Origin of the sequence: Coleofasciculus sp., from assembly GCF_046539235.1 — a bacterium.
GTDB lineage: Bacteria > Cyanobacteriota > Cyanobacteriia > Cyanobacteriales > Coleofasciculaceae > Coleofasciculus.
On the sequence record NZ_JBKHHI010000116.1, the window covers coordinates 1 to 16,519 of the forward strand.

Sequence of the window (16,519 nt, forward strand, 5' to 3'; positions counted from 1 at the left end):
TCTCGCGAAAGCGAGTTCCCCACCGTTAACTTTAATTGTCCCCACCTACTTAAAGTACAGTAGATCAAAGTCCCCCTTCAGATCCCCCTTCCGTCCCCCTTTGGAGATCCCCCTTCCGTGGGAGTGCATCTCTTGTATTCTACCTTGTTGGCAAAATCGGTATCAGGCACAGATAAGTTCTGTTAGCCAAACCTTCTGCTTAGGATTAACTCACCACCAGACGTACCCGGTTATTTCTCTACACTCAACAATATCCGACTCCAGAAGAACAGGTTTTGAGGTAACATTATCATCAATAGCTAGCGCCAAATAGCCACTCAAAACTATACCCGAAAAGCGAAGGGTCAAGTCGGGGCGGGTTTAGTCGCATTTGGGTAAGCCCAGAAAGGATAGTCGTCAAACCCGCCCCTACAGATTCAAAACCCAAAACTCAAAACTATTAAACTCATGTCTCAACTACCTCCACTCAATACCGAAACCCTTTGGCAAATCCTGAACGAAGAGCTGAATGATGATACCGTAAATCAACTAGTCTGGCACTATTTGGGGTATCGCTATGACCCAGAAACAAGCCAATGGGACTGTACAAATTTACCTCCGGAATGGCAACAAGACTATCCGGAACCACCCAACTTTATCGAGAGTCGTCCCGCCACCACTAAACTCACTCGTTCAATCCCCAAGGAAAATAAACAGTTATTGAAAGAACAGTTAGGATTTAAAGGCTATAAAATCGGCGAATTTGGTCCGAGACAGACTCGTCGAGCCACGGCTGCCAATTGGCTGTTAAGTTATATGAAAGATAGGGGATTGAGCCAAGCGTAAAAGCTTCACGCTTGGCTATTCCTAGACATGATAGAACGCGACTTAGTATCAATCTGACATATCCAATAATTCTGGCACGGTGACAAATTGATAACCACGCTGTTTGAGTTCAGTAATTAACTTCGGTAAAGCTTCCACTGTTTTAGAGCGATCGCCACCACCATCGTGCAGTAAAATAATACCACCCGGTTGCGCGTCTTCCAGGGCGTTATTGATTAATTTTGGCACAGTTATCCGATGACTCTGCCAATCTTTTGTATCGGCTGACCACATAATTACGGCATACTTTTTTTGTTGAGCATAGCTGACTAAGCCGTTATGTAAAATGCCAGCAGGCGGTCTAAATAACGCCGTTTTGACGCCAGTGAGTTGATGAATTAACTGGGCGGTTGTCTCCAATTCATGCGCTGCCCCTGATGGACTGTACTGATGATAGTGATGATTCCAAGTATGGTTACCAATGGCATGACCTTCAGCCACAATTTGTTTCATAAGCTGGGGATGATTCTTAACCGTCTTACCGACAACAAAAAAGGTGGCTTTGATATTTTCTCGTTTGAGAATGTCTAAAACTTGGGGGGTTGTCTGCGATGAAGGTCCATCATCAAACGTAAGGGCAATCACTTTCACTTTATCGTTGAGGACAAGGGAATGAATGGTTTTGCCTTGAAATTCGACGGGTACGGAAAAGGTTAAGCGCTTGGCTTCTTCCTCTGCTAAGTGAGTCAGCATTTTTTCATAGATGTCTTGTTCCTCTCCAAGTAAGCCCTTGATTTGCAAACTCTGGGATTTTGATCGTTCTTGTTGGTTCAGATTTGGACTAGGGATCGCTAGTTTTGGATTAACTGAACGAGCAACGGATACAGTCAAACTTGCAATAAAACCAAGTGTGGCAGCGATTAAACTAATGGATAATCTGTACTGCCAAACTAACTGACAAGGGTTTGCCACCTTACGTCTCCTTCACTCCTCTGCATACACAGGCGGCACGTCATGGTTGTTTAGCAGATCAGCAATGTTTGGATCATTCTTGTTGCAGAATAATCCAAGCGGCGGGTTAATCTATCGCCAGACATAAATGTCTAAGCGTAGATCAACCCGCTTGATCAATTCTGATGCTAAACCCTGTGTCTCAATCGCTAAACGCAACCATTTCGGGCGATATTCAGTTCGCTGTAGGGCAACTGGATACCGAAATACGCCTTAGTGTTAATGATTCTTTTGTTAGTTACGACGCAAATGGCAGTATATCCGGGATAAAGGATCAGTTTTTGTGAGTAGTGGGTGTAGCAGAAGACAGCAGGTTTCGGAAGTTAAAAGTTAGAAACGTAGAAGCAGGGTAGAAGGGTAATTTTTTGAGGCAAGCTTTTATTTGTTAGTTGACAATAATGTTTTTTTGTGGTATTCACTAATAATTCTATCCGTAACTTCAGGAATTGTTAATCCATCCGTATTGATTTCAATCGCGTCGGCGGCTTGGTGCAGGGGAGCTAAGGTGCGAGTGCTGTCACGCTGATCTCGTAATTGAATATCTGCCTCTAGCTGTTCTAAACTGACAGTACCTTGGTCTTCGTCTTGGAGATCTTGCAGGCGTCGGCGTGCCCGTTCTTGAACCGAGGCGGTGAGAAAAATTTTCAGTTCAGCATCGGGGAAAACATGAGTCCCGATATCTCGCCCTTCAGCGACAACACCACCCTTAGACGCCCAGCGCTGCTGCTGTTTGACTAATTCGTGACGCACAACCGGAAGCGCCGCGACAAGAGATACATTGGCGGTAACCTCTAAGGAGCGAATCGCCTGGGTGACTTCTTTGCCATCAATCCACACCCTCAGGCTTTGGGGTTGGGAACCACTACTGATCAGGGAAATTTGACATTGACTCACCAATTCCGCGATCGCAGGTTCATCGCTCAAATCAATTCCGGCTTGCAGCACTCGCCATGTCACCGCCCGATACATGGCTCCTGTGTCCAGATACATTAAGCCTAATTGCTGCGCCACTAACCTAGTCACGGTGGATTTACCCGCTCCCGCAGGTCCATCAATAGCAATAATCGGTCGGCGATTTCGCAGCAGAATATTATCAATTAAACGAGTTGAACCCAGACGAGCCGCGATCGCGAGTAATCCTTGGTCTTCCACTTCCTCTAGGGGTGTCAGAGTCGTGGGATGAACTAATTCAATGTACTCAACTTGAATCTCCTCTATCAAGCTGAGTTCTGAGGTAACAGCGGCAATTAAGGACGTGCGATCGCGCTCCCCAGTTTTAAACACATTTTGGGCATTTTGTAAACCCTTGTAGAGAATCGGAGCTTGTGCCTTTTGTGCTGGCGTCAAATACTGATTCCGAGAACTATAGGCAAGACCTGACGGCTCACGGGCGATCGGACAAGATATGATAGTGACAGGCAAATTTAGATCTGTAACCAAGCGGCGAATAATCGCCAATTGTTGAGCATCCTTTTGACCAAAATAAGCGCGATCGGGTTGAACTAAATTTAATAACTTCGTCACCACCGTCGCCACTCCCTGAAAGTGACCTGGACGGGAATGACCACATAAAATAGAGGTCATCGCTGGTGGTGGTGTAACTTGAGTGAACTCCGCCAGGGTGTCTGAATCCGATGGGTCATCGCCATACAACTCCACGGCTGTGGGCGCAAAAATCACATCAACTCCCGCTTGTTCACAAAAGCGTTGATCCTGCTCCAACTGACGCGGGTATTGCTGCAAATCTTCCCCTGGTCCAAACTGGAGTGGATTGACAAAAATGCTGACAACAACAATAGCATTTTCGCGTCTTGCCCGCTCGATTAAGCTCAGATGACCGGGGTGCAACGCCCCCATCGTCGGCACTAAACCGACAGTTTTTTGGGTTCGATGACGTTCTAAGTGGCAGCGCAATCCCGCGATTGTCGTAAACAGACGCATGAGAGTTTAGTGGTTGGATCTTAGATCGATGTTAGCAATTTTGTCATTGGTCATTGGTCATTGGTCATTGGTCATTTGTCCTTTGTCATTCGTCCAAGAATTTATGAACTTTGTCGGGGCGACCCGCTTGCACTAATGAACAACTCCAGTTCACTCAATTGGGTCGGGTCGCCCTCTCCTCTCAGACACAATCAAAACTATCTCCTAGTAGTAGTTATCTAAAACCTCAATCCGTACAGGTGCCACACCCGTCCTAATCAATCCTAGGACTCTGGCGGCGGCGGCGGAAAGGTCAATGACTCGCCCTCTGATATAGGGTCCTCGGTCATTAATCCGCACGATAACGGAACGACCATTATTTAAGTTGGTGACTCGCACGTTAGTACCAAAGGGTAAGCTGCGATGAGCGGCGGTTAGGGCATTTTGATTGAATCGCTCACCACTGGCGCTGCGGTTGCCGTGAAAGCCTGGACCATACCAGGAGGCAATACCCTTAACCTGGAAGCGTACTGGACCCAGGGCGACTTGGGCGAGGGTTTGAGCTTTGGGTTTCCCTTCAATTTCGCGTATGGGGGGAGCATTACCCATCAAGCGTCGCAGTCTGTTGGTGGCTTGCAGGGCATCTTCGGCTAGGTTTTGGGTGGTATCGGGCAGGATGGTGTTTTCGTTAACTTGCACCAACTCCTGGTCGTTTACCTGGATGCTGTAGCAGTTACACTCTTGATTCCAACGAACTGCGATCGCGTCTGCATTAATCTTATCCCGATGCAGTTGATTGAGTTGAGCCGCAACCGCCGTCGCCCGCCATAGGGCATCATCTGGATTGGCATTACTGGTCAAGGTGACACTGGGCGAGGCGGTGTTGTCCAGTTGATCTACCTGAATAGATTGATAGTCAGACGCCGTTTTGGATGAGGAATACTCTGGTTCAGAGTCATCTCCCAGAGCCACTTCTCCCACTTTGGTGTCATTATTGGCAATTGCCGGAGAACCTAAGAACGTCAGGACAGGGATGTCGCGTACATAAAGAGTAGCCGCCTGACGCCCATCAAGTGAATAGGCATGAATTTTAGCAATGATTTCTTCTGCTTCCCCAACTTGAGCCGTTGGGGATTGAAATTCTCCCACTTTTACCACCTCTGGCGGCTGAGGGGTTGGTTGAGAGGAGGTGGAGGGAGTTGTTTGCGGAGATTGTAGCGCTTGAGCGGGAGTCAAATTGCCCTCAGAACCTTGGTCAACTGCCTGAGCTTGGTTAGCCGGATGGGATATCACTGTGCTGAGGGCTGTGGTTAAGAAGGTAACAGTGAGACCACTCAAAATTCGCTGATTCATAAGCCTATGATTAAAAGCCTCTGGAATTCTACGTTTAGGGTTATGGGTGGTGATGCAAGAGAATTAAGAAAAATCTGCTGCAACTCATACTCATTTCGATTTCGCCCTATTTTTATGGAACTGACACAGACTAACACGAAGTTTTGGGTTTGGGGATCAGTGATTTTTGGGAATCAGCCATAAGATTTTCCAAAGTGCGATATCATATAATTTGCTCTAAAGCTTGATAGGTCAAGGATTTTCCCCTTTTACCCCTCTCAGGGAATTTATGAGTTTTTTAACAAAACTTTACAATAGAGACAACAAACCTCGACCGTCGCGGCGAAGGTTTTCCATCAATGCTGTAGGGGCGGGTTTTACCGATAACGTTTTGGCAAAAACCGATAACTGTAATAAACCCGCCCTTCTAGAGCGTTGCTTGGTGTAAGCTCTCATGCATTTAAATGGGGTATTAGTAGCAAACAAGATGCAAAGCCTGCGGCATGGCTTCGCTAAAGCCTGCGGCATGGCTTCGCTAAACGCACACCAAGGATGGGAGCCATTCTTGACATTAAGGTTTAAATGCCCAACAGCTTAATCACAGTTGAACCACCATCAGCAGGGAAGATGTCGTGCTTTTACTCTAGGCTTTGCCGGGATCAACCTGTAAAATATCCGAGGGAGGAAAACAAAGGACACCCTCACAACTTTGGTTGGGGCGGGTTTAGTCACATCAAGGTGGGAAAAAAACGATAATAGTAAAACCCGCCCCTACATTCCTCGGTGGGAACGGGTTGAGTCACATCGGGGCGGAAAAAAATGATAATAGTGAAATCCGCCCCTACATTTAGAAAAATTCTTTCATTCCTAATGCTATCCCATGGATTATCGAGAAGCTGGTGTTGATATCGAAGCAGGTCGAGCGTTTGTACAGCAGATTAGAGGGCTAGTCCAAAGCACCCATCGACCCGAAGTTTTAGGGGGACTCGGTGGCTTTAATGGTTGTTTCCAGTTACCGATGGGATATCGCGAACCCGTTTTAGTGTCGGGTACCGATGGAGTGGGGACAAAGCTGAAACTGGCTCACGAGTTGAATCGTCATGACACCGTTGGTATTGACTTAGTTGCCATGTGTGTCAACGATGTCTTGACATCTGGCGCACAACCCCTATTTTTTTTGGACTATTTAGCCACAGGAAAACTGAATCAAGCACAACTCACGCAGGTGGTAGCGGGTATCGCTCAGGGATGTCGTCAGGCTGGCTGCGCGTTGTTGGGAGGAGAAACCGCAGAAATGCCCGGTTTTTATCAACCGGGAGAGTATGACATTGCTGGGTTTGGCGTGGGAATTGTGGAAAAAAGCGAAATTTTAGACGGTTCTCAGGTGCAATTGGGAGATGTGGCGATTGGTTTAGCCAGTCAGGGGATTCACAGTAATGGGTTTAGTTTAGTCCGCAAAATTGTTAGCGATTCAATTAACCAGGATTCTCCCTTAAGTTGGGATACCTGTCCCGATTTACTAGGGGGTCAACGTTTAGGAGACCTGTTGCTGACACCGACTCAAATTTACGTGAAACCGATTCTAGATGCGCTACAGGCTGGAATTGAAATTCATGGAATGGCTCACATTACGGGTGGCGGTTTACCAGAGAATTTACCCCGGTGTTTAGGTCAAGGGCAATCGGTGCAGATTGAGCCGAATAGCTGGGAGATTTTACCTATTTTTCAATGGTTAGCTGAGGCGGGTCAAGTGAGTCGGGAGGAGATGTTTAATACGTTCAATATGGGGATTGGGTTTGTGGTGTTGGTGTCATCTGTTCAAGCCGAAAAAACTTGTCGCTGGTTTGAATCTCAAGGTGTTACGGCTTATCGGATTGGGGAAGTGGTTGAAGGTTCGGGGGAAGTGGTTGGTCTATCGGGTTAATTATGATTTGTTGAATAAGAATCCCCTTTTGCCATGGCGATTGTTTTACCATGGCGATTGAAATCGCTGCTAAACAAACAAAGTCCGCCTGCGCGGACTGGGTTATAAGGGGGGTAGTTAACCCGGATTTGGTATCATTCATCTTTATTTTGCCTTTTTAGTAGAGACGTTGCATGCAACGTCTCTACAACTATCTTTTCGGTTGCACCCTTTCTTTAACTAAACCCGCCCCGACGCAGGTTTCTAGACTTCCTGTGAAACGTTAGGAATCCGATAAGTTGATCAAATCCTGGGATTTTAGATGTTCCGTCAACCAAGTTTGATCGGCTTGAGTAAGACGCGGGGAAAGCCGACGATTGTAATCAATGACAAAGGCAAAACCCGCGCGATCATATACCTCGTGAATTAAACGTTGTAAATCGAGTGTCGGTTCATTCTCTCCTTTACGAAGAGGAATTTTCAAAATAGGAATTGGAGTTGGCAAGGATAAAGAATATAAATTAGCACGAGGACGCTGATCAGCCTGACTAATCAGGATACGATAATGTGACGTTCAACCGCCGCCCTATATTTCGGCAGGATTTGAGGGTTGAGTGCATCTGCGATCTCGACAATTAGCCGACTATGAAATTCTGACCATAGTTGGGGAGTTTCCAGGTATGGATTCATCCCAGGAAAAGGGGGAAGGCATCGTGCGATCGCAAAACTACTATTTTATTGATCGTAGCGGATTTACCGAGATGGGTCAGGAGCATGAGGACATCTGAAATAGCTTGTTTCTTCATGCATCAAATATTGTTAGACAAGCTATGGTTCCACAACAATAGGTGGTCTAACGTGAGCAGATTTCAATTTACCTTTAACCGGGCTAGCTGGAATAGTAGACAGATTATCTTGAGAAAAGCGAAAGATGGTGTATATATTCTCTCAAAAAGTTCAACCGCTTCTCGAAAACGTTTTTGGAAATGTTCGTACCTCTCGTATGCAGATGTACTTAGAGTAATAAAATCTTTGCTAATACATAAGTGCCATATCTGGTCTTCAGATTTAAAACTATAGGATATATCGCTCAATAGGGGTAAACCAAATTTTTGAATGGCTTGAGAGATTTCAGATGGAACCTGCGGCTGTGTACTCTCGAAGAGTGGGTACTGAAACCTGATCTCATCCTGAAAATCCACTGGCTCTTGGCGAGAAATCTTAAGTATGGGTGGGAACCGCAATTGGCACGCAACCTGAATAAGGGGATTGCGTTCATAAATTACACGCTCGGACTCCGGTAAGTACATCAACCCGTTTTCGCCACAAAATAAACCATCGTAATTTCAGCTTAAATTATAACTCACATAACGTTGTCATAGATAGCATCTGCCTCGCTGTATCCGGAAAAGAATTGCTGGGCTGTCAATTGTGACCATGTTGTCGTTATTTCAGTCAACTCAGTCTCAACATCAGTCCGCGCAGGCGGACTTGGTTTGTGTAGCTGTGTTAGCGAAGCGGGACGGTAACGTCCATTCCATTCGCCATCAGTTTTTTCTTTATTCCCCTCTCCTCGCCGGAGAGGGGTTAGGGGAGAGGTCACAACGAATCAGGTTCCTGTCCCGATGTCACAGGCGCTGTCGCATTCAACTGCAACTCTGGATGATCCCCAATCACCTGTTGTAAATTCCACTCATTCTTAAACAACAAAACTGGACGCCCCCAGTTATCTTTCACCACCGCCGTGTTAAATAGCCGTCCCGCTTTCTCTAAGGCTTGCCACCCCCCCGCTACCCAACGGGCAACACTATAGGGCAACATATCCAATAACGTTTCGACGCCATATTCATTCTGTAAACGGAACTGTACCACCTCAAATTGCAACTGTCCCACGGCGGCTAAAATTGGGTCGCGTTTGGATTCATCTACAGAGTACATAATCTGTATCGCCCCCTCTTCCCGTAACTCAATTACCCCTTTGTGGAATTGCTTAAATTTAGAGGGATTGGGATTTTTTAAATAGGCAAATAATTCCGGAGAAAAGCAAGGAATCCCTTCATACTCCAAACGCTTGCCATTGTAAATCGTATCCCCGATCGCAAACATCCCTGGATTATTTAACCCAATCACATCCCCTGGATATGCCACATCCAAAGATTCCCTGCCTTGGGCAAATAGTTTCTGGGGTCTTGACAACCGTACCGTTTTACCAGTCCGCGCATGACTCACAGTCATGTCTTTTTCAAATCGACCTGTACAAACCCGGACAAATGCCACCCTATCCCGGTGCTTGGGGTCCATATTCGCTTGCAGCTTAAATACAAATCCGCTGAAGTCGGGATAGGTGGGCGGCATTTCACCCTCAGTAGACTTATAGGCTTCCGGTTGCATGGCGTACTCTAAAAAGGCATCCAAAAATAGCTTGACGCCAAAATTGGTCATAGCACTGCCAAAGAATACAGGCGTCATCTGACCCTGATGCACCCACTCTAAATCTAAATCAGGTCCAATCTCCTCAATCAGTTCCAACTCTTCTTTCAACTGATAATAAAGATCTTGATCCAGCAATTTTTCAATCCGGGAATCCCCCAAATCGAGAACCGTATCTCCCGCTTCCCTACTCCCATGTGCCGTGCGTTCAAATAAGTGAATTTGCCGCAGACGGCGGTCAAACACCCCCTTAAACCGATCGCCCATACCAATGGGCCAATTCACGGCATACGTCTGTAATCCTAACTCCTGCTCAATTTCATCCAACAGTTCCAAGGGTTCCCGCGCCGGACGATCCATTTTATTCATAAATGTGAAAATCGGCAGCGATCGCATCCGACAGACTTCAAATAACTTGCGCGTCTGTGGTTCCAAACCCTTCGCCGAATCCACCAGCATCACCGCATTATCCGCCGCCGCCAATGTGCGATAGGTATCTTCACTAAAATCTTGGTGTCCCGGCGTGTCCAGCAAATTAATCTGGCGATTCTTATACTCAAACTGCAACACCGTCGAGGTAATCGAAATTCCCCGTTGTTGTTCCATCGCCATCCAGTCTGACGTTGCCTTACGCTGCGCCCGTCGTGCTTTTACCGCCCCAGCTTCGTGAATCGCACCTCCATATAGCAACAGCTTCTCCGTCAGCGTCGTCTTCCCCGCGTCTGGGTGGGAAATAATCGCAAAATTCCGTCGGTGTTCAACCGCCGTTTGCAGTTCAGCCTTAAGTTCAGTGGACATTCAAAACGCCTAATTACGGAACACTCAGCCTTCCATTATAGAAGTTGAGCTTCTGGGTCGGTTGGCTTGACTTAGTATTTTCTATATCCTAAGTCATAAATCGTCAAGCTTTTTTTATCAAAATTAAACCCGTAGGTTATAACCCTAGAAGGTGTAATTTCTGCTAATTCTGGGGAATACTGAAATCAGCGCCTTTTGAGTCAATCCAATTCCTTCAGGTTCAAAGGTTAACAGCATGAGTATGAGGAGTTATCATCTGACTCGTGAGTTCAATTTCCCACTGTACTGGTGTAGCCCACCTAATTTTATAGATGACGCTTACGCCCGGAAACTTTAGGGGAGCAAAGGATGATGCCCGACTTGATCGTAAAATCCCTTCCACTATTGTAGTTGTGTCACGCTAGGACGCTGAGTCATGATGCAAGGCTTCACGGATCACTGATTGAGTCCCCTCAAACCGTTTTAATATGACCAGATAAGAGTTGAGTATTAATTAGAAGGAGACATTATGCAGTCGTTAATCACGCACAGTTTGACTGCCCCACTTTTCATGCCTCATGGCAGCTGCTACCTGTGGAAGCCCGGTTTAGTCTGGCTACATCTGTTATCCGATGGGTTCATTGCCCTGGCTTATGCCTCAATTCCCTTAACCTTAATCTATTTTGTTTGCCAGCGACGGAATTTGCCATTTTCCCGGGTCTTTCTCATGTTTGCCGCTTTTATCATTGCCTGCGGTATTACTCATGCTATGGCAATTTGGACGATTTGGCATCCCGATTATTGGCTATTTGGATTAATCAAAGCGATCACAGCGTTAATTTCCGTCTATACTGCTTTAGAATTAATCCCATTAATGCCCAAAGCCTTTGATGTTGCCAGTGCGGTGGAACTTGAAGCCGCCAATAAGCGTTTAGAAGCTGAAATTCGAGAACGCCAGCAAACCGAAGTGGCATTGCGGCGATCGCAGGATGAAATTCAGCAAAAAGCCACCCTCTTAGAAAAGGCGTTGTGTGACTTGAAACATGCCCAAGCCCAATTAGTTCATACGGAGAAAATGTCCAGTTTGGGACAACTCGTCGCCGGGTTAGCCCATGAAATTAATAATCCAGTTAATTTTATTGTCGGGAATTTGGTACATGCTAAAAATTATGCTCTAGATTTACTGAAATTAGTTTCCCTCTACGATAAGCACTATCCCCAACCCGCCCCGGAAATTCAAACGATGGCGGAACAGATGGATTTAGCATTTGTGCAAGACGACTTACCTAACCTACTCGAATCAATGGAAGTGGGAACCAAGCGGATTCGTCAGATTGTGCTGTCGTTGCGTAACTTTGCCCGGATGGATCAAGCTGAGGTGAAAGTAGTAGATTTGCATGAAGGGTTAGAAGGTACGTTGCTGATTCTACAAAATCAACTCAAGGCAAAACCAGGATATGCGGAAATTCAAATTATTAAAGAGTACGGAGACTTACCCAAAGTCGAATGCTACGTGGGACAACTCAATCAGGTGTTTATGAATCTATTGAGTAATGCGATCGATGCCTTAGAGGAATCAAGAACAGCGGATAATGGACAAAATCATCCCACTATTCGGATTCGGACTGAAGCGATCGCACCTAACCGAGTCGCGATCCGAATTATCGATAATGGTCCGGGAATAACTGAGAAAACTCAGCGTCAACTCTTTGACCCCTTCTTTACCACCAAACCTGTGGGGAAAGGAACCGGATTAGGACTATCGATTAGCTATCAAATCGTCGTCGAGAGACATCAGGGTCAGCTTCAATGTCGATCTGCACCGGGACAAGGCGCAGAATTCGCGATCGAGATTCCGATTCAGCAGCACCAACAGCAACGAGTACCTCAGCCAGAGCTTAGTTTGAAATCATAAACTACAATAATTGTCAAGATTTTAGGGCTGTTTGTCTCCTTGGTCTCCCCTGCCTCTTGACACTAGAGAAATATCCCCCTTCCGTAGGACGGAATTTACGACCTGTATTGTTCACAGAACCTGCTACAGTCAGAATGAAAAGTTAGTTTCCCTTCGGGAAAGGAGGTCTGTCGCATGACCTATGATAGCGACAAACGCAAGCTTTTATCTGCCCTTTGTCATGGATCAATTTTTATTAGCGCGGCGCTAGTATCTATCGGTATTCCGATTGCCGTTTTGTTCGTATCGGATGATCCAGTGGTGAAGGAAAACGCGAAGGAATCGCTGAACTTTCATATTAACCTTTGGATTTACGGCGTAATCTTTGGCATCTTGACAATTGTCCTTATCGGTTGGCCCCTATTAGGTCTTTTGGGTATCGTGAATATCGTTATGCCAATTATCGGGATTGTGAAAGTGTTGAACAATCCTGATCAATCTTTCCGCTATCCCTTTATCTTCCGTGTTCTATAATTTCCGCTTCATTTAGTTTACAGGCATTCGGACTCCATCTAAGTTAAAAGGTGGAGTCTTTTAAGTTTTGACCCTTCGCTTCGTTCGAGGGCATGGTTTTGATCCAACACGATCACTCAAGATTACATTGAACGCTGCACGATACTTTTGAGGAGCTTGAGAATCGTTTCTGCTTCTAGTTTTTCAACGTATTCGCGAGAGTATTCAGTTTTGAAAACGGGGCGCTCATAGAATCAGTTTGGTTCCATTCATAGTTGCCGATTATTCCTTCATGGAGGTGAATGAAGGATTTTAAATCGTCTAGAGAGATAGCGGCAAAGGTAAACTTAGGCATGGCACTGAGATAACTTGATAGATAAAAACATACAAAATAGCGAGCGAGACGCTCAAATAGCGAGCGAGACGCTCGCACTACAACCGTTCCCTATTCCCTATTCCCTATCCTCACCACAATCCTTATTCAGCAACCCCTAATTACCCTAAACCCAACTCACGTTTGAGTAAATTAATCGATTTTGTCCCAATATAATTTTCACTGCAAACCAGCTTAGGCGGACGGATCAGATCATCCCTGGCGTCTAGAATTGCCCGTTTAACGGTATCATAACTGGCTTGATCGCTAATAATTGTTCGCGCACTACGAACTAAGGCATTAAGTTTATATTTATCACTAACCTGAGCGGTAATCAGGAGTAAATCATCCCCACGTAAACTGTGGATAATCACATCTACAATCCGTAGAATACCCCCACTCAGACTGACACAACCCAGACAACTGTCTTTGGGAAGACTTTTAACAATTTCGATTTCTTGTCCATAGTCGTGGATATCCACAGGAATCACCCGCACAGATTTCGGTGCGGCGATCGCTTCGGCTTTTTGGATAAAATAGCGGCTGGTGACGACTGTACCGGAATTGGTGCGTTCTAGGGTTTGTGCTAATTCTTCTAAGGGGACTAACTGGACGGGAATTCCGAGGGCGGATTCCAATTCCTGCACCATTAACTCCCCTGCGCCCATATCTCTTGACTCTACGGTAACCAGCACTCTAGCACTACAGCGCAACCGCCAGTCAATTTCGGCTAAAAAGAGTTCACGGGCTTCATTGAGGGAACACCCTTGAGAGAGTAATTCATCCAGACTCTGCTGAACAATACCAGATGCTTGTGGATATTGCTGGAGAATTGGAGATTGACGCTGGGTTCCGCCTTCATGACCCTGGGCTTTCACATAAATCCCTGATCCGGCGATGGATTCAACCAGTCCGGTTTCTTCTAGCTGGCGGTATACTTTACTAATTGTATTCCGATGCAACCCTGTCTCCATCGCTAATTGACGGGTACTGGGCAATTTATGTCCCGGTGGATATTGACGAGATGCGATCGCAAACTGAATTTGGTCGAATAGCTGCTTTGAAGCAGGGATTTCGCTATCGGGCTGGATATGATGCTGAACCATTATAAAGTCTCCCAAGCACTTGCTCTTCAATAGACACAAGAGTATAACGTACAGTTGAAGATCGGATGGTGGGTGCCTGACCCTCTAGTCCTGACCTAGGCATTTCTCTAAACATGTATCATAGCTAAACCTTAAAACAAGTGGGATTTTCTTAATCTGATGTATCATTTGGCGGTTTATCCCAGAATACCCTCTTGACTAAGCTCTTGTGCATTTAATTTGCCGATCCTGTCAAAAACAAAACAGGTAATCTGTTAGCTTAATTATATGTGTTCATTAAATAGTCTAGTTGAATCAGATGACAAAGTGCCACAAAGTTTTTTTGTTTAAGTCAGCAGATTTACAACTAAAATCCTATTCATATTTGTCCAAATCATTAGAGGGTCGGCTCACCCCCAGAAATAGACAATAAATCCTTGAAAAATAATAAGTAAACCAATAGAATTATAATAATCCGTAAATGATTGGCTGAATTGGGGGGACGTGAGCGTTACAATTAAGCAGAAGTTTGACCGTTGACCAGAAGGTCAAAAGCCATAGCAGCGAGGACTGCGATAGATCGACGAACAACAGCATGAACCTGAATTATGACGGCTAGAGAAATCAAAAGCGATTGGGTGAAGATTACAAACGGCTCTCTACAAATAGACGCTTACTTAGCGACGCCCGTGGGAGAGGAGTCTTTACCAGGGGTGGTCGTGTTGCAAGAAATTTTTGGGGTGAATGACCATATCAGAGACGTGACTCAGCGGATTGCCAAAGAGGGATACGTCGCGATCGCACCCGCCCTCTATCAACGCCAAGCCCCCGGTTTTGAAACGGGATACACCGAACAAGACCTGAAAATCGGCAAGGAGTATAAGGCGCAAACTAAGGCGGAGGAACTGCTGGGTGACATCCAAGGGGCGATTGATTACTTAAGGGGGCAAACACCCGTTAAATCGAATGCGATCGGCTGTATCGGCTTCTGTTTTGGGGGTCACGTCGCCTATCTAGCGGCAATCTTACCCGACATCAAAGCCACAGCCTCTTTCTATGGTGCCGGAATTGCCACGATGACGCCAGGAGGAGATGAACCAACGATTACCCGTACCCAGGATATTACCGGAACCATTCATCTCTTCTTTGGTTCGGACGATGCTAGCATCCCGGCTGAACAAGTTAACCAGATTGAAGCTGAACTGAAAAAACAGCAAATTTCCCACCAGATCTTTGGCTATGAGGGCGCTGATCATGGATTTTTCTGCGATCAACGTGCCAGCTATAACCCACAAGCGGCAAAAGATGCTTGGGAAAAAGTGAAGACGCTATTTCAGCAGGAACTGTAGTTAGTCGTCATCGATTATTTGTCATCAATAATCCCCAATGGCAAATGACATAGCAAATCTATTTTTTTCAACAATTAATACTCATGACTTCAGAATCAACCCGTCCTCAAACCAGCAAAACTGCCTTTTCCATGGAAGATTTTGCCAAAGCCCTAGAAGAGTATGACTACGAATTTAGCCAAGGGCAGGTGGTGCGAGGCAAAGTGCATAGCTACGACGTAGATGGTGTTTATGTCGATATTGGCGGGAAATCTCTGGCGTATGTTCCGGGAGGCGAAGTGTCAGTAGCACCCGTAGAAGATTGGTCAGAGATACTGCCATTGCAGGAAGAGTTGGAGTTTCTGATTATTCGGGAACAGAATGCTGAAGGTCAGATCACTCTATCACGGCGTCAGTTGGAAATCAATAAGATTTGGGATCAACTGGCGCAAATCCAAGACAGTGGCAAGTCCCTACAGGTGCAGGTGACTGGCGTGAATAAAGGCGGTGTGACGGTAGATTGGCAGGGATTGCGAGGATTTATTCCGCGATCGCACCTGAATCAACGGGGGAACTTAGAGTCGTTGATTGGTCAAAGTTTAACCGTAAGCATCCTAGAAGCCGATCGCGATCGCAGCAAGTTAGTCTTTTCCCAACGGGAAGCTACTCGCGCTGCAAGTTTCTCGATGCTAGAAATCGGACAGTTAGTGGAAGGTACTGTCTCCAACATCAGACCTTTTGGTGTGTTTGTCGAATTAGAAGGAATTACTGGCTTGTTGCATATCAAGCAAGTCAGCCAAAACATGGTGGAATCATTGACCGATATGTTTGAGGTGGGTCAATCAATTAAAGCGATCGTGATTGACTTAGATGAAGGGACAAATCGCGTTTCTCTCTCGACAAAAGTGTTAGAAAACTACCCCGGAGAAATGGTGCATAAAATGGCAGATGTGATGGAAAGTGCTGAGGCACGTTCAGAACGGGCGAGGGCGAAAATTATCTAATCTGAACAGGTGTAGGGGCGGGTTTGATTATTATCATTTCTGACTTCATCCAGATGTGACTAAACCCGCCCCAGCCCAAGAACGGAGGTGAGGGCGGGTTTTGTAGCTAAGCTAGGAACAACAATCAAAGTTAGTCCCTAAACCC

Annotated in this window: 16 protein-coding genes; 7 read left to right on the top strand and 9 right to left on the bottom strand. The window is 45.9% G+C overall.

Features of this window, described 5'->3' with window-relative positions; genetic code table 11:
* Positions 1-447 precede the first annotated feature (447 nt).
* Positions 448-825 (top strand): DUF1823 family protein, encoded by a 378-nt coding sequence (locus ACLFWI_RS12690; RefSeq protein ID WP_446413236.1) that lies wholly within the window; start codon positions 448-450, stop codon positions 823-825.
* A 48-nt stretch (positions 826-873) separates the two neighbouring features.
* Here the strand turns inward: ACLFWI_RS12690 and ACLFWI_RS12695 are convergent, their stop codons facing one another.
* From ACLFWI_RS12695 to ACLFWI_RS12705, 3 genes are all read right to left on the bottom strand, one after another.
* Positions 874-1,776, bottom strand: coding sequence for a polysaccharide deacetylase family protein (locus tag ACLFWI_RS12695; protein ID WP_446413237.1), 903 nt, complete (start codon positions 1,774-1,776; stop codon positions 874-876).
* Positions 1,777-2,193: 417 nt separating this feature from the next.
* A complete protein-coding gene (locus ACLFWI_RS12700) occupies positions 2,194-3,756 on the bottom strand; it encodes a bifunctional pantoate--beta-alanine ligase/(d)CMP kinase (protein ID WP_446413238.1) in 1,563 nt (520 codons plus the stop codon).
* 204 nt (positions 3,757-3,960) lie between these two features.
* The gene (locus tag ACLFWI_RS12705; RefSeq protein ID WP_446413239.1) at positions 3,961-5,088 is read right to left on the bottom strand and encodes a septal ring lytic transglycosylase RlpA family protein; all 1,128 of its coding nucleotides are present in this window, start codon (positions 5,086-5,088) and stop codon (positions 3,961-3,963) included.
* A 268-nt stretch (positions 5,089-5,356) separates the two neighbouring features.
* On the opposite strand from ACLFWI_RS12705, the gene ACLFWI_RS12710 reads away from it, so the two are divergent.
* The gene (locus tag ACLFWI_RS12710; RefSeq protein ID WP_446413240.1) at positions 5,357-5,515 is read left to right on the top strand and encodes a hypothetical protein; all 159 of its coding nucleotides are present in this window, start codon (positions 5,357-5,359) and stop codon (positions 5,513-5,515) included.
* Positions 5,516-5,947: 432 nt separating this feature from the next.
* Complete coding sequence (purM, locus tag ACLFWI_RS12715) at positions 5,948-6,991, top strand: phosphoribosylformylglycinamidine cyclo-ligase (protein WP_446413241.1); 1,044 nt, start codon at positions 5,948-5,950, stop codon at positions 6,989-6,991.
* A gap of 262 nt (positions 6,992-7,253) precedes the next feature.
* Here the strand turns inward: purM and ACLFWI_RS12720 are convergent, their stop codons facing one another.
* The 5 genes from ACLFWI_RS12720 to prfC form a co-directional block, all read right to left on the bottom strand.
* Positions 7,254-7,475: a DUF4058 family protein gene (locus ACLFWI_RS12720; protein WP_446413242.1), complete on the bottom strand. Its 222-nt coding sequence runs from the start codon at positions 7,473-7,475 to the stop codon at positions 7,254-7,256.
* A gap of 47 nt (positions 7,476-7,522) precedes the next feature.
* Positions 7,523-7,648: a DUF4058 family protein gene (locus tag ACLFWI_RS12725; protein WP_446413251.1), complete on the bottom strand. Its 126-nt coding sequence runs from the start codon at positions 7,646-7,648 to the stop codon at positions 7,523-7,525.
* Between the two features lie 191 nt (positions 7,649-7,839).
* Positions 7,840-8,280, bottom strand: coding sequence for a TIGR04255 family protein (locus ACLFWI_RS12730; RefSeq protein WP_446413243.1), 441 nt, complete (start codon positions 8,278-8,280; stop codon positions 7,840-7,842).
* A gap of 53 nt (positions 8,281-8,333) precedes the next feature.
* Complete coding sequence (locus tag ACLFWI_RS12735) at positions 8,334-8,573, bottom strand: hypothetical protein (protein WP_446413244.1); 240 nt, start codon at positions 8,571-8,573, stop codon at positions 8,334-8,336.
* A complete protein-coding gene (gene prfC / locus ACLFWI_RS12740) occupies positions 8,570-10,198 on the bottom strand; it encodes a peptide chain release factor 3 (protein WP_446413245.1) in 1,629 nt (542 codons plus the stop codon). Before prfC ends, ACLFWI_RS12735 begins: the two co-directional genes overlap by 4 nt.
* A gap of 508 nt (positions 10,199-10,706) precedes the next feature.
* Here prfC and ACLFWI_RS12745 point away from each other — a divergent pair.
* Together ACLFWI_RS12745 and ACLFWI_RS12750 are read left to right on the top strand one after the other, a co-directional pair.
* A complete protein-coding gene (locus tag ACLFWI_RS12745; protein ID WP_446413246.1) occupies positions 10,707-12,092 on the top strand; it encodes a sensor histidine kinase in 1,386 nt (461 codons plus the stop codon).
* 174 nt (positions 12,093-12,266) lie between these two features.
* Entirely contained in the window at positions 12,267-12,605 is a 339-nt protein-coding gene (locus ACLFWI_RS12750) for a DUF4870 domain-containing protein (protein ID WP_446413247.1), read from the top strand.
* A 474-nt stretch (positions 12,606-13,079) separates the two neighbouring features.
* On the opposite strand, the gene ACLFWI_RS12755 is transcribed toward ACLFWI_RS12750, so the two are convergent.
* Positions 13,080-14,063: a GntR family transcriptional regulator gene (locus ACLFWI_RS12755; RefSeq protein ID WP_446413248.1), complete on the bottom strand. Its 984-nt coding sequence runs from the start codon at positions 14,061-14,063 to the stop codon at positions 13,080-13,082.
* Between the two features lie 587 nt (positions 14,064-14,650).
* Here ACLFWI_RS12755 and ACLFWI_RS12760 point away from each other — a divergent pair.
* Together ACLFWI_RS12760 and ACLFWI_RS12765 are read left to right on the top strand one after the other, a co-directional pair.
* Positions 14,651-15,391, top strand: a complete 741-nt coding sequence (locus ACLFWI_RS12760) for a dienelactone hydrolase family protein (RefSeq protein ID WP_446413249.1) — start codon at positions 14,651-14,653, stop codon at positions 15,389-15,391.
* 83 nt (positions 15,392-15,474) lie between these two features.
* A complete protein-coding gene (locus ACLFWI_RS12765; protein WP_446413250.1) occupies positions 15,475-16,374 on the top strand; it encodes a S1 RNA-binding domain-containing protein in 900 nt (299 codons plus the stop codon).
* Positions 16,375-16,519: the final 145 nt, after the last annotated feature.